The sequence below is a fragment of the Microbulbifer sp. ABF4_107 genome, from assembly GCF_056312215.1.
Genome location: NZ_CM149983.1, coordinates 2146474 through 2159538 on the forward strand (window position 1 = coordinate 2146474; position 13065 = coordinate 2159538).

19 protein-coding genes are annotated in these 13065 nt (G+C 59.6%); 8 read left to right on the plus strand and 11 right to left on the minus strand.

The genetic code is table 11. The features are described 5' to 3' along the window. The first annotated feature begins 27 nt into the window (after positions 1 to 27). Genes ACYX4K_RS08855 through ACYX4K_RS08865 form a run of 3 tightly spaced genes read left to right on the plus strand, consistent with a single transcriptional unit; the run spans position 28 to position 2238 of the window. On the plus strand, positions 28 to 1116 hold the full coding sequence (locus tag ACYX4K_RS08855; RefSeq protein ID WP_475092484.1) for a PA0069 family radical SAM protein: 1089 nt from the start codon (positions 28 to 30) through the stop codon (positions 1114 to 1116). Positions 1117 to 1140: 24 nt separating this feature from the next. Next, the gene (locus tag ACYX4K_RS08860) at positions 1141 to 1440 is read left to right on the plus strand and encodes a GIY-YIG nuclease family protein (RefSeq protein ID WP_475092483.1); all 300 of its coding nucleotides are present in this window, start codon (positions 1141 to 1143) and stop codon (positions 1438 to 1440) included. A 24-nt stretch (positions 1441 to 1464) separates the two neighbouring features. After that, entirely contained in the window at positions 1465 to 2238 is a 774-nt protein-coding gene (locus ACYX4K_RS08865; protein ID WP_475092482.1) for a TSUP family transporter, read from the plus strand. 14 nt (positions 2239 to 2252) lie between these two features. Here the strand turns inward: ACYX4K_RS08865 and ACYX4K_RS08870 are convergent, their stop codons facing one another. After that, positions 2253 to 2948, minus strand: a complete 696-nt coding sequence (locus tag ACYX4K_RS08870) for an SDR family oxidoreductase (RefSeq protein ID WP_475092481.1) — start codon at positions 2946 to 2948, stop codon at positions 2253 to 2255. Positions 2949 to 3003: 55 nt separating this feature from the next. On the opposite strand from ACYX4K_RS08870, the gene ACYX4K_RS08875 reads away from it, so the two are divergent. The 5 genes from ACYX4K_RS08875 to ACYX4K_RS08895 all read left to right on the plus strand — a co-directional run bounded on the left by ACYX4K_RS08875 (position 3004) and on the right by ACYX4K_RS08895 (position 6555). Next, positions 3004 to 3324: a DUF3301 domain-containing protein gene (locus ACYX4K_RS08875; RefSeq protein ID WP_475092480.1), complete on the plus strand. Its 321-nt coding sequence runs from the start codon at positions 3004 to 3006 to the stop codon at positions 3322 to 3324. Between the two features lie 14 nt (positions 3325 to 3338). Beyond that, positions 3339 to 3560, plus strand: a complete 222-nt coding sequence (locus tag ACYX4K_RS08880; protein WP_475092479.1) for a DUF1653 domain-containing protein — start codon at positions 3339 to 3341, stop codon at positions 3558 to 3560. Positions 3561 to 3598: 38 nt separating this feature from the next. After that, a complete protein-coding gene (locus tag ACYX4K_RS08885) occupies positions 3599 to 4678 on the plus strand; it encodes a saccharopine dehydrogenase family protein (RefSeq protein ID WP_475092478.1) in 1080 nt (359 codons plus the stop codon). 169 nt (positions 4679 to 4847) lie between these two features. Further along, positions 4848 to 5375 (plus strand): phosphatase PAP2 family protein, encoded by a 528-nt coding sequence (locus ACYX4K_RS08890; protein ID WP_475092477.1) that lies wholly within the window; start codon positions 4848 to 4850, stop codon positions 5373 to 5375. Positions 5376 to 5439: 64 nt separating this feature from the next. After that, positions 5440 to 6555: an MJ1255/VC2487 family glycosyltransferase gene (locus tag ACYX4K_RS08895; RefSeq protein WP_475092476.1), complete on the plus strand. Its 1116-nt coding sequence runs from the start codon at positions 5440 to 5442 to the stop codon at positions 6553 to 6555. A gap of 56 nt (positions 6556 to 6611) precedes the next feature. Here the strand turns inward: ACYX4K_RS08895 and ACYX4K_RS08900 are convergent, their stop codons facing one another. The 10 genes from ACYX4K_RS08900 to ACYX4K_RS08945 form a co-directional block, all read right to left on the minus strand. Continuing rightward, positions 6612 to 7454 carry a polysaccharide deacetylase family protein gene (locus ACYX4K_RS08900; RefSeq protein ID WP_475092475.1) on the minus strand — a complete coding sequence of 281 codons (843 nt, stop codon included), beginning with the start codon at positions 7452 to 7454 and terminating at the stop codon, positions 6612 to 6614. Between the two features lie 32 nt (positions 7455 to 7486). Continuing rightward, complete coding sequence (locus ACYX4K_RS08905) at positions 7487 to 8929, minus strand: ATP-binding protein (RefSeq protein WP_475092474.1); 1443 nt, start codon at positions 8927 to 8929, stop codon at positions 7487 to 7489. After that, positions 8929 to 9603, minus strand: coding sequence for a response regulator transcription factor (locus ACYX4K_RS08910; RefSeq protein WP_231757771.1), 675 nt, complete (start codon positions 9601 to 9603; stop codon positions 8929 to 8931). Before ACYX4K_RS08910 ends, ACYX4K_RS08905 begins: the two co-directional genes overlap by 1 nt. Before the next feature lie 75 nt (positions 9604 to 9678). Beyond that, positions 9679 to 10011 carry a PepSY domain-containing protein gene (locus tag ACYX4K_RS08915; RefSeq protein ID WP_475092473.1) on the minus strand — a complete coding sequence of 111 codons (333 nt, stop codon included), beginning with the start codon at positions 10009 to 10011 and terminating at the stop codon, positions 9679 to 9681. 49 nt (positions 10012 to 10060) lie between these two features. Further along, positions 10061 to 10684 (minus strand): glycine zipper 2TM domain-containing protein, encoded by a 624-nt coding sequence (locus ACYX4K_RS08920; RefSeq protein WP_475092472.1) that lies wholly within the window; start codon positions 10682 to 10684, stop codon positions 10061 to 10063. Between the two features lie 162 nt (positions 10685 to 10846). After that, positions 10847 to 11392 (minus strand): DUF3106 domain-containing protein, encoded by a 546-nt coding sequence (locus ACYX4K_RS08925; protein WP_475092471.1) that lies wholly within the window; start codon positions 11390 to 11392, stop codon positions 10847 to 10849. Beyond that, positions 11385 to 11678, minus strand: coding sequence for a hypothetical protein (locus ACYX4K_RS08930; RefSeq protein WP_475092470.1), 294 nt, complete (start codon positions 11676 to 11678; stop codon positions 11385 to 11387). The genes ACYX4K_RS08925 and ACYX4K_RS08930 overlap by 8 nt, the downstream gene beginning before the upstream one ends. After that, positions 11671 to 12060 (minus strand): hypothetical protein, encoded by a 390-nt coding sequence (locus ACYX4K_RS08935; RefSeq protein WP_475092469.1) that lies wholly within the window; start codon positions 12058 to 12060, stop codon positions 11671 to 11673. The genes ACYX4K_RS08930 and ACYX4K_RS08935 overlap by 8 nt, the downstream gene beginning before the upstream one ends. Continuing rightward, complete coding sequence (locus tag ACYX4K_RS08940) at positions 12057 to 12584, minus strand: RNA polymerase sigma factor (RefSeq protein WP_475092468.1); 528 nt, start codon at positions 12582 to 12584, stop codon at positions 12057 to 12059. The genes ACYX4K_RS08935 and ACYX4K_RS08940 overlap by 4 nt, the downstream gene beginning before the upstream one ends. Before the next feature lie 15 nt (positions 12585 to 12599). Next, on the minus strand, positions 12600 to 13016 hold the full coding sequence (locus ACYX4K_RS08945) for a hypothetical protein (RefSeq protein WP_475092467.1): 417 nt from the start codon (positions 13014 to 13016) through the stop codon (positions 12600 to 12602). Positions 13017 to 13065: the final 49 nt, after the last annotated feature.

The following is a 13065-nucleotide window of genomic DNA, read 5'->3' on the forward strand; positions in this document are numbered from 1 at the left end:
CATACAGCCAAGCACCGAATACCCAACGTGGCCAATGACGCTCCCGACAACCCCACCCAACCCCTCAAGGGCCGCGGAGCCATCAGTAACCTGGCGGGACGCTTTGTAGATCAGGTTAGCAGCCGCGAGAGTGACGGCTGGGAGACCCTGCTGGAACCTCAGGAGCGGATCGAGACAGTAGCGATTGAGGAGAAGGCGAAATCGATCATCGCCACCAATAACTCACCGGATATTCCCTTCACCCAGTCGATCAACGCCTACCGGGGCTGTGAGCATGGCTGTGTTTATTGCTACGCCCGCCCGGCCCACGCTTATATGGACCTGTCGCCCGGGCTCGATTTTGAAACGCGGCTGTTCTACAAGCCCAATGCGGTGGAACTGCTGGAATCGGCACTGCGCAAAAAGAGCTACCAGTGCAGCCCCATCGCCATGGGTACCAATACCGACCCCTACCAGCCGCTCGAGAAAGACAAACAGATCACTCGCCGGATACTGGAAACCCTGCAACGCTATCGCCACCCGGTCACCCTCGTCACCAAGAGCCAGCTGATCCTGCGTGACCTGCCCATTCTGGCGGAAATGTCCCGGGACAATCTGGTGCACGTGGGCATCAGCGTAACCACACTGGACAACGAACTGAAACGCAGGCTGGAGCCGCGCACCGCAGGACCGGCGGCGCGCCTGCGCACCATTGAAGCGCTGGCCAATGCCGGCATTCCCACCGCAGTGATGGCCGCGCCGATGATTCCCGCCCTCAACGATTCGGAACTGGAACAGATACTCACGCGCGCCCACGCGGCAGGTGCCATCCACGCCGCCTATATTCTGCTGCGGCTGCCTTTTGAGGTAGCGCCCCTGTTTCGCCAGTGGCTGGCGGAGCACTACCCCGAGCGGGCGCAACACGTCATGAGCCTGGTGCAACAGAGTCGCGGAGGTAAGGACAACCAGGCGGAATTTGGACAGCGCCAGCGCGGTACCGGCGTATTTGCCCAGTTACTGCGGCAGCGATTTCGGATAACCTGTCGCAAGCTGGGGCTGAATGCACGCAAGCTGGACCTGGACTGCAGCCAGTTCACCCTGCCACCCCAGTCCGGGGATCAGCAGAGTCTGTTTTAATCGCTTTTTATCGACGGTAGTGTTTTGTCCGACTGGTTTATTTACCTGATTCGCACCAACAAAGGGTCGCTCTATACCGGCATTACCCGAGACGTTGAACGGCGCTTTGAAGAGCACAACAGTAGTGGCCCAAAAGCGGCAAAGGCACTGCGTGGGCGCGGCCCCCTGACCCTGGAATTCCAGCAGGGGGTCGACAGTCACTCCGAAGCATTGAAACTGGAGCTGCAGATCAAGAAATGGAGCAAGGCGCGCAAAGAAGCACTGATCGCCGGCGCGCTCAGCCTGCCGATAGAATCACTGAACTCCCCTACCGAAAAACCCTAAACCGTTTTATCCAAGAAGTACCCGATGGAAATCACCCTGACCCTGCTGTTGATTCTGTTTGCCGTAGCTATGCTGGCGGGCTGGGTGGATACCCTGGCCGGTGGCGGCGGCCTGCTGACGGTACCCGCCTTGTTGCTCGCCGGTGTACCACCGGTGGCCGCACTGGCCACAAACAAGAGTCAGGCGATTCTGGGTACCTTTACCGCAACGGCCACCCTGTATTCCAAGGGGCATTTGCGCGAGCGTTCACTTATTTTCCCAGTAATTACTGCCGGGATTGGTGCGGGCGTGGGTGCCTGGCTGATTCAGCGGGTGGATACCAGCTGGCTCGACTGGGTAATACCCCTGTTGCTGTTGAGCGTCGCGCTGTACGTGTGGTTTACCCCCAATATGGGCAACAGCGAACGTGAGGGGAAAATGAGTGAAAAGCAGTGGGCGCTGACCTGCGTGCCCGCCGTGGGTGTGTACGACGGGGCCTTTGGTCCTGGAACCGGCACCTTCTTCGCGGCCTCCGGGGTCGCGTTTCGCGGGCAGACCCTGCTCACCGCTACTATCCGCGCAAAGCTATTCAACCTCACCACCAACGTGGTTTCCCTCGCGCTGTTTGCCGCAGGCGGCAAGGTGATATGGACCATTGGCGGCGCCATGATGGTCGGGCAGATGCTGGGCGCCTTTATCGGCAGTCACACCATGCTCGCCGGCGGCACCCGCCTGATCCGGCCTCTGGTGATCACCATGTGCATACTGATGTCTCTTGGGCAGATCGCCCAGCATTTGGACCTGATCCCGCTCCCCTAGGAAAGCACAGTGATTTACCAGGGAATTTCCGAGCCGTCGTAATTGAAGAAACAACCGCTGTCTTCCGGTGTCGCGTTCAGCAGTAGATGCTTGAGTCCTTGCACGCTTTGCTGAGTGGAAATCAATGCGTTGGGACCCCCCATCTCCGTTTGCACCCAACCAGGGTGCAACGCGAGCACCCGGATGCCCTGTTCCGCCAGGTCGATGGACAGGCTCTTAACAACCTGATTGACCGCCGTTTTGGATGAGCGGTACAGGTAACCACCGCCGGAACCATTGTCATCGATACTGCCGACCTTGCTGCTCAGTACACCGATCACTTTGCGCTTTCCGGCGGTCAGGTGGGGAGCAAATGCTTCCACCAGTTTGTAGGGTGCGATGGTGTTGACCTCCAGCACCTTGCGCCACTCTTCCACATCCACACTGCCAAAGGTCACCCCTTTCGGGCCGTAATAGCCCGCGTTGCTGACCAGTACATCCAGCGGAAGCTCATCTAAACTGTGCGCGAGTTCCTCGAGCTGCTGGTAATCGGTGACATCCAGCCCGTGTACCTGCAGATTTTCATGGGACTCCGCCAGCTCGCTCAATTCCCAGGCGGCGGAGGGATTGCGGCAGGTGGCGATCACTTTCCAACCATCCGCGGCAAATTGGCGGGCCATTTCCAGTCCGATGCCGCGGTTGCAGCCAGTGATGAGAATCGTGCCAGACATGTTTCCTCCTGTGGTGGTATTCTTGCGCGGTTTGATGATAGCAACTGCAACGCTTATGTATTACTCGCTCGGCGACCTCTTCTGGATTTCTCTCCTGGCACTGCCCGCCTGGTATTTCTGGGCCGGTATGGCGGCCAAGGATCGGGTGCGGCGCATCGTAAAAGATCACTGTGCAAAAACCGGTGTGCAGTTGCTGGACGATACGGTGATGCTGAACCGCACCCGCCTGAAGCGCGACCGGCGCGGTCATGTGCGGCTGCAGCGGCAATACGAATTTGAATTCACCTCTACCGGTGAACGCCGCTACAGTGGCATTGCCGTGCTGCACGGGCAGCGTATTACCCAGATTCAGCTCTCTGCTTTTCATTTGGACTAAACCACGTGAGTTCTATGCAAGCCCCACAAAAAGGTATCTACCGGCACTACAAAGGCAACCTGTATCACCTGATGGAAATTGCCACCCACAGCGAGACCGGGGAACAACTGGCGATCTACCGCGCTCTGTATGATGAGTTCGGTGTGTGGGCACGCCCCCTCACCATGTTTGCGGAAACCATTGAGAAAGACGGCGAGACGATCGCGCGCTTTGCCCTGGAACGCCCCCTCGACTGATACCGGGCTTCGCCCAAAAAAGACAATAAGGACACTCGGTGAACAACTCGGTTAACAAAAAGCACATCCTGATATACGGCGCCTATGGGTATACCGGCGAGCTGATTGCCCGCAAAGCCGTGGCCAAGGGCCTGAAGCCCATTCTGTCCGGTCGCAGTGCGGCCAAATTGCAGCCGCTGGCCACAGAGCTTGGCCTGCCCGCCATTGCCGTTTCTCTGGACGATGAAGACGCGCTCGCACATACCCTGAAGGATGTGGCGGCGGTAATTCACTGTGCGGGGCCATTCTCGGCCACCGCCGAACCGATGATCCGCGCCTGTATTGCCAGCGGCACTCACTACCAGGACATCACCGGTGAAATGTCGGTCTATCAACTGGCCCATGGCCTGGATGCGGAAGCCCGCGCCGCCGGCGTGGTACTGTGCCCGGGCACCGGGTTTGATGTGATTCCGACAGACTGCCTGGCGACCGCTCTGCACAGGGAAATGTACAGCGCTACGCACCTGACCCTGGGATTCGATTCGGATTCCGGCCTCAGCCCCGGTACCGCCAAGACCTCGATCGAAAGCCTCGGCGTGGGTGGCGCGGTGCGTCGCAACGGCAAGATCGAGATGACGCCCCACGCCGAGCTGACCCGCAAGATCAATTTCGGCCGCGGTGAAAAGTTCGCCGTCGCCATTCCCTGGGGTGACGTCGCCACCGCCTACTACTCCACCGAGATTCCCAATATCGAGGTGTACATCCCCATGAGCCCGCGCCGGGCTAAAAAAATGCAGAAACTGAACGCCTTCCGCTGGCTGTTGCGCATGAAATGGGTGCAGAACTGGCTCAAGGGCAAGGTCGACGACAAGGTCCGCGGCCCCAGCGAAAACCAGCGCGCAGAGCAGCAAACCTGGGTGTGGGGCGAAGTGCGCAATGACCGCCGCGGCGAGCGCCGGGTGGGACGTGTGGTTACCGCCAACGGCTACGATGTGACCGTGCACGGCTCCCTGGCGGTGGTGGAGTTCCTGCTCGACTATCAGGGAGAAGGGGGTTATTTCACCCCTTCAAAACTGTGCGGTCACGAGCTAGTGGAAAAGCTGCCGGGGTCTGGTGCCATCAAGATTGGTATTGATTGAAGCCAACCCCGTCATTCCGGGCTCGACCCGGAATCCAGCGCCGCGAGACTGGATGCCGGAACAAGTCCGGCATGACGGGACCCACTAATTTCCTGCAAAAGGGGCAGATTTCACAGACCTGACATATTTTGTTCAAGTCTGCGCAACATAGGCTTCGTACTTTTACCGTATGCGAAGCTTACCTATCACACTGAAAACCGTCGATGTGTCACTGGTGCTGCGAATGGCAGAACGGGCGACACGGCCGGCATCCCGCAGAAACTATCTGCTGCTGTCCCGCTCGGCCGACGGCTGGCTCTACTTGCTGTCACCGCTGGTGGTCGCGGCCATGAGCCTGAGCGCCGCACTGCAGTTTTTCACTGTGTGCGGTGCCGCATTCGCCATCGAGCGCTCCCTTTACTGGACCATCAAAAATACCACCCGCCGCAACCGGCCGCCGGAATCCATTCCGGGACTGCGCTCCATCGTGGTGGCCAACGACCGCTTCAGCCTGCCCTCGGGCCACACCTCCGGCGCCTTCCTGTTTGTGACCATGCTCGCTCAGTGCCTTAACCCTCTGTGGGCGCTTGGATACCTCTGGGCCGCGGGCGTCGGCACTTCCCGTGTAGGCCTCGGCGTGCACTTCCCCACGGATGTGTTTGCCGGTGCGCTACTTGGCATCGGTGTTGGCTTCGCGGTGAGCGGCGTACTGCTATAACTATTGCGCAGCACCACCCTGCTCCAGAAATTGACAACCCTCGCATTTCTCCCGGAGAAGCAACTTGAAAATTTTGTACGGCGTTCAAGGTACTGGTAACGGCCACATTTCCCGCGCCAGGGCCATGGCGGAAGCCTTTCAGCAATTTCCCAATCTGGAAGTACAGTGGCTTTTCTCCGGTCGCCCGCCGGAAAAGCTCTTTGCCATGGAAGCCTTTGGTGACTACTGGTGGCGCGAAGGCCTGACCTTTGTGCACAAGGAAGGCAAGATCGATAAGCTGGCGACCGCCAGGCAACTGGATGTGCGCAAACTGCTGAAAGATATTCGCGATCTGCCGGTGAACGATTTTGACCTGGTCATCAGCGACTTCGAGCCGGTCACGGCCTGGGCGGCGAAAAAGCGCAAATGTCCGAGCCTGGGCCTCGGTCACCAGTACGCATTCAACTTCGCCATTCCGACCCCGGCCTTCGGCTGGGTTGCGCGCAGCATCATGAAAGCCTTCGCGCCGGTCCCGGTAAGCCTGGGCATGCACTGGTATCACTTTGGCCACCCGATCCTGCCGCCTATCGCCCACGCGCACGAAGAACCGGCCCCGGTGGAACAGGACCATATTCTGGTCTACCTGCCGTTTGAGCATGCGGCGCCACTGCTGCAACACCTGGCACAACTGCCACAGCAATTTATTGTGTACGGCCTGCCCACAGACTTGCCCAAGGCAGATAACATCACCCTCAAGGCTCCATCGGTGGAAGGCTTCCGTCACGACGTCGCCAGCGCACGTGCGGTCATCTGTAATAGCGGCTTTGAGCTGATCGCGGAGACCCTGACTCTCGGCAAACCGATCCTCACCCGCCCGCTCAAGGGACAGTTCGAACAGGAGGCCAATGGCATGGCCCTAAAAGAGCTGCAGCTGGCCAAGGTGGTGGAGCATATCGATGCACTGACCATTGGCCGCTGGTTGGAAGAGCACCCCAGGGGCGTGCGCATCGCCTGGCCGGATGTGGCGCACGCCATCGTGCAGTGGGTCGCCGACGGGCGCAGCGAGTCGCCACAGGCTCTGGCAGACAAATTGTGGCAAGGCGTGGTCCCGGGTCAGCGCCGCGGGGAGCGGGCCAGTACCAATACTCCACTGGAAACAGCGGAAGAAATCGAAGGCGCCAAGGGCAGCGAAAGCTCCTGAGCGCCTTCGCACTGATCGCCAATCGGTTTACGCCCGCGCGGCGTAGACCGGGCTGATCAGAGTTTTTGCCGCGCCTGTTCTTTTTTCAGGTGCTCCACCGCCTCGCGCATGGTAGCTACCCAATAGCGATCCGGGTGTGCCGCCAGATGCTCCAGCAGTGCCTGGTGGTCTTTTTCGGATACGGTGATGTAATCCCCACCGACACCGTGAAACATAAAGCCCACCAGGCTGTTGTTTTCCCGCGCGGCTTCCACCACGGCAATCAGCTCTTCCCCACTTTTCTCGGCGCCATCAAACGACGCGACCCGGTAAAAATCCTTGTCCGCAGGTTGATGCTGTCCATCCGCAGAAAACAGGCGTGCAGCGGGGACCAGTTTTTTCAGCTCCGGCACTACATCCTGCCCACCGGCGACCATATCGCCGCAGGGATAGGCGAAGGTGCGCTGCTGCTCTCCGTCGATGGCTTCGAGCATGCTGTTGGTAGCCTGCACCTCGTCGACAAACTGCTCCAGGGTGTACTTATCCAGATCCTGCCAGGGCTTTACCCAGCTGCGGTTGGCGACTGATTTGCGGCACGGGTGGTACAGCATATGGTTGCCGAGCTCGTGGCCGGTTTCCGCGGCGCGGCGCCATTCGTGCAGACGCATGCGGATTGAGGGGCGCGCGCCACTCAAATAAAACGTGCCCGGAAATCTGTGCTCGTTGAGCTGGGGGATGGCCACATCCAGATGGGAATCCAGTGCGTCGTCATACGTCAGCACCACCGCTACTTCCGCACCGCCGGGCCAGAGCGAGGGCACCTTGGCGGCGAGCGCGGGCGCCGCAAATGCGCAGGTGATAAGGCCCAATAGCGCAAACCTCGGGCCGCGAGACAACGTCTTGGAAGGTCGAGAAAACATACCAACTCCTTTTGTTTATTGTTTATTTGGTTTTACAGGTCGACGCGCAGGGTAAGCCCCCCGAGGTCTGCGTCTGCGCGCTGGTCATCATCGCGCGGTTCACCATCGCGCCGGACCGATGGCACCAGACCGATTGAACCGTGGTAACTCTCCACAATATCCACCACTACCGCAAGCCCGATCCCCTGCCCCTGCTGTTGCTGGTCCGCGCGCACACCGCGCTGGATCACCTGTTGCCACTGGGACTCGGACAGGCCGGGGCCATTGTCGCTGACAGTAATCTCAAGCCGCCGCCGATCCTCGGTATTGCGGATACTCACCAGCAGTTTACCGCCACCGTACTTGTAGCCGTTATCGAGCAGGTTGCCGAGCATTTCCATCAGGTCCCCTTCATCGCCGTAAAACAGAACGGACTCATCGCACAGCAATTCGGCATCGATGGTTTTGTGGCGATAGGCCTTGTCCAGCGCGGACAGAATTTTTTCCGCAAGCGGTTGTACCGGAACGCCGCGCAGAATCGATTTTGGCGAAGACGTCACCGCCCGCTTCAGCTGGTAACTGATGATGCTATCCATCCGCTCTACCTGCTCCGCCAGCGCCTGCTGCGCACTGCGGGGATCGGCAGCCACATCCATCCCCTTCAGCACCGCCAGGGGTGTTTTCAGGCTGTGGGCCAGGTCACCGAGGGTATGCCGGGTCTTCTCTCGCTGGCGTCGTTCGTTCTCGATCAGCAGGTTCAGATTGTCAGTGAGCGGGACCAACTCCTGGGGAAAACGACCCTGCAGGCGATCGGCGCCGCCGTGCTGCATGTTTTTCAGCGCGCGGGTCAGCCCGCGCAACGGCGCCAGCCCCCATTGCAGCACCAGTAATTGCACGGCGATCAGCGCCAGTGAACCGATACCCAGCCAGCGCCACAGCGTGGTATTGAACTGCTTGAGCTGGGCATACAGCGGCGCCGCGTCTTCCAGCACAACAAAGGTAAATTGCAGTTCGTTGTCCAGCCCCCAGGCAATACCCTGGCGAAAGCTGGTGTAAGGCTGATTCAGATCCGGCATCTGCACTTCGGCAAATACCTGCTGCCCCTGGCGCAGCGGCAGCGGAAGAGGAAGGGCTGAAAAATTCGGCAGGCTCAATGCCGAGGGAGAGCGCCAGATCACCCGTCCCCGCGCATCCATCACCGCGCCGATGAGGCCGGAGTCCGGCTGATTGAACCGGGGTTCCGGCAGGCTCAGGGGTAGTTGCAGGGTATCGCCGTCGGGTTCCGCCACGGCCAGCAGCGTGTACACGTGCAACTGCAGTTCCCGCGCTTTGGCTTCATCCAGCGAGGTGCGGAAAGCCCGCTCCAGCACCCCGGAAAAAACCGCGAGGAATACCAGTAACACCAGTGTGGCCATCAGAGAAAGGCGGCCAGAAAGGGAGTGTACCCAGCGGAACAGCACCTGCCTCAGGCGGTGCAGCCGCGTCCACCATGCCATCAGTCCGCCGGGCTAAAGCGGTAGCCGCGCCCGCGCAGGGTTTCGATCGGTTTGACCCCACCGGCGGCATCCAGTTTTTTACGCAGGCGACCGATAAACACTTCGATCACGTTACTGTCGCGATCGCAATCCTGCTCGTAAATGTGCTCGGTGAGCGTGGTTTTCGACACCACTTCGTCCGGGTGCAACATCAGATATTCCAGCACCTTGTATTCGAACGAAGTCAGCTCCAACTCACTGCCGGACACCTTTACCCGCTGGGCACTGGTATCCAGTTCGATGGGGCCCGCATTGATGGTGGGTGAAGAAAATCCCGCAGAACGGCGCACCAGCGCATTGAGCCGGGCCAGCAGCTCTTCGGTATGGAAGGGCTTGGTGAGATAGTCGTCACCACCGGCTTCGAGCCCGCGCACCCGCTCCTGCCAATGGCCGCGGGCGGTGAGGATCAGAATGGGAAAATGCCGGGATTCCTTGCGCAGGGTCTCGATCACCTGAATGCCATCCACCTTGGGTAGGCCCAGATCCATCACCGCTACGTCGTAGGGAAACTCTCGCCCGAGATACAGGGCTTCTTCGCCGTCCGGGGCTTCGTCCACGGTGTATCCCCCCTTGCGCAGGGAGGCCGCCAACTGTTCACGCAGGGCGTGCTCATCTTCCACCAGCAGTGCGCGCATGGTCTTTCCTCAATAAATTCTTTTCGGCAGTCGTTGTGCGGGCGAGCGTTCGCTTGTCGACCTCTTCGCGGTTGACTAGCGAGAGATACGCCCGCTCTGTTTATCAACGAACACTACATAGACCTGACTCTGGTCAGAAAGTCCCTTAACCCGGTAGGCGGCTTTGCCTTTGCGCTGGACTTCACTGATCGCCAGAATCTTGCCACCGAACTGGCGCTTTACGATTGCGGCGGCTTCATTTTTAGAGATGCCCTTGTTTTGCACCCGAAAACTGGCTAGGGGCTGCATAGGCAGTTTGTGAACGCTGGCGATCCTCGGGGCTGGCACATCCCCCTGATACCGCGAGGATGCGGAAACCGGCGCGGCGACCAGAACGGCCACCCACAGACAAACCAATGCGACTTTCACAGCTCTGCTCCTGTCAATTCCACAACGCCGCTGAAAGAACAATATATGTTCACAATACCGGCGTGACGTCTACGCGAACCCGAATTCTATCGCCAGGATGGTGGTCAGTGCGAATTAGATATTCCTGGCCGTTGTAACGGTAGTTCACGTCATAACCAATCAGCTCCCGGCGGGTGCTCACTTCTTCCACTACCTGGCAGCGTTGCTCGGTGCCGTATTGCACCGGCGCCTGGTTGCGGCTGATCGCGCTGCCAATGATCGCGCCCACCGCAGCGCCCGCTACCATACCCGCGCCCTTATTGGCGCGGTGGTGGTGGCGATAGTGGTGACGGCCGTAATGACGATAGCCGCGGTGCTTGTGCCCCTTCACCACGTTGCGCCCAACAGCCGCGCCCACAAGGCCGCCAATAATGGCGCCGGCAGGGGAAGGTTGCTGATAGGTGACGGTCTGGTCCCAGCACTGGGTTCTGGGTTCGACAACCCGGACATCATTGTAGACAGGCGTTACGCCGGTGACAGTGGCGTAGTGGTAGCCTTGCTGGCCAACATACTGGCCTTCGTACGGCTCTGGGTAGCCGCTGTCACCGGCAGTGGCAGAGACGCTTACGCCGACCAGGGCCGCGGTCAGACCGGCGAACGCCAACTGCTGGAACCATTTGTTTGCTGTAGCCATGTTCAGTACTCCCTGAGACCCGGACTCTGGCGCCCTGGCGTGACCACACTCTGCGTTTGGTCACTACCGTGTGCCTTGTTGCGGCCTTAAAGCGGCCGATGGGAGCACTTTACGGGGAACTGGCTGAATCGAAACTGAACTTTGGCAAGAATATAGCCGAGACTATTCCGACGATTCCAGGCGCTGCCGGCGGCGCTCGCGGAAACGCTGGCGCTGCTCCGGAGACAAGCTCTGCCAGCGTTCACGCAAACGCCTCTGGCGCTCCGGCGACAGTTGACGGAAGCGCTGACGGGCTTCGCGGATCTTTTGCCGCTGCTCCGGGGGCAGTGCCTTGAAGCGCTGATAGGCGTCGCGCAGTTTCTCCCGCTGCTCAGGGGTAAGCCGCTTCCATTTGCCAAATTCCTGACGCGCCCGCTGGCGCTGCTCCGGGGTCATGGAAGACCAGCGCTCCGCCCCCTGGCGCAGGCGTGCCTGTTGCTCCGGAGTGAATTCATTCCAGCGGTTCTCGAATCGTTGCAGCAGCTGACGTTCACTCTCGTTCAATTGCTGCCAGGTGACGGGATCTGCCCAGGCCTGACTACTCATCGCCGTCAAACCCGTCGTCATCAAAAACAGCGCGAGCAACAGCGGCAACCGGAATCCGCGGCGCAATCCCTTCGGTACCATCAGTTCCCTCAATACCCTATTTCGCATTGTGGCGTTACTCATCTGGCTCACCTTGCTTGCTCTGTACTTGCTGTTCGATATCGGCGGCTGGTTGCAATTTTGACTCTGACGGCGCAGGTTCTTCTGTCCAGCCTTCTTGCAGGTCGCTGGGCGGAACAAATTCGCCAGTGTCATCGGTCCAGTCGGACAGGAACAGTAAAAAATCTTCATCCAACGGTTCATTGGCAAAGGCCGCGGGAAACGCCAACAGCGTCCACGCCAAAATCAGGCGCGATAGCCGCGGCTTGCCCAGGCGCTTTTGCAAGAAGCGGCCAGCACGATTAGCCATCCAGCGCCTCCTCCGCCAACCACTGGTAAAACTCCACGTCTTCGATCATTTCCAGCTCGGTTTCTTCATCCAGAATCCACACGTCCGCCAGCAGATCTATTTCATCCTTTTGTGGCGTGTCGCCCCGCCCGATCAACAGTGCCACCACGACCATCGCCGCAACACCAGCTGCACCCGCGGGCAACCATAGATTTGCCAGTGAGTACTTTGTTGCAGCCTCATCCAGCGCTGCCGAGCGCGCGCGACGCAGGCGCGACAGGGTTTCCCCGTCGAGTTTTTCGTCGCGCCGAACCATGGCCTCGCGGGCGCCGGCAATCAACTGCTGCTGATTGCGCACATGCTTGCGGCTCTGGCCACTCGCTTGATCTTCCGGCGAATTCATCGCACTTCCTCCAGTTGCGCACGCAGGGCGACAAGCGCCCGGGAAAGGTGGGTTTTGACACTGCCGGCGCTGCAGGACATTGCGGTGGCCGTCTCGGCGATATCGAAGCCCTCAACGCAGCGCAGTAAAAACGCCTGTTGCTGACGAGGTGGCAAACGGCCGACCGCCGCTTCAATCGCGTCGAGGGTGTATTGGGAAAAAACACCCTGCTCCGGTCTCGGTCCAGCGGTGTCTTCGAGAATACCCGGATCAAAGCCGTCTTCGTCACCGTCATCACCGGCAAACTTTTCTCGCAACAGTTGCCAGCGGGAAATCGTTTTGTGGCGGCGGTGCCAGTCGGTAATGCGGTTACTGAGAATGGTAAAAAACAGCGGGCGCCATTGCTCCCGCTGTTTGTGGCTGTACCGGCGGACCAGAGAAAACATCGCGTCCTGCACGATATCCAGCGCGTCGTCCCGGTTCCCTACGGCCATCGCAGCCATGGAATAGGCTCGTTTTTCTACCGAAGCGAGAAACTGTTCCATGCAGCGAGAAGGCTCTTATTTTTTAACCCGCTCACTGCGGCGGTCCATGCGGCGGTCGACACCCTGCCCCTTGCGGTCGAGGCGGCGATCAATACGGTCACCTTTGCGATCCAGTCGATTGTCGATCTTGTCGCCCTTGCGATCCAGCCGGTGGTCTATGCGATTGCCCTTGTTATCCAGGTGGGTGGCCCGCTTGTCGTTACCGTTGGCTTCGGCACGCTGTGACGCCCGGTCCAGTCGGTTATCGATCCGGTCGCCCTTGTTGTCGAGCCGGTTGTCGATGCGATCACCGCGACGGTCCAGGCGATTTTCGATACGGTCGCCCTTGTTATCCAGGTGCTTCGACAGCGCCTCGCCATCTTCGGCCAGTGCGACACCGGAAAACAGCATCGTTGCGGTGAAAAAGAGAGTCGATTTATTGATCAGTTTCATCGGTGGTTTCCTTGTTGTAATCCCCGCTGTACGGGTGAGAACTGCTCTG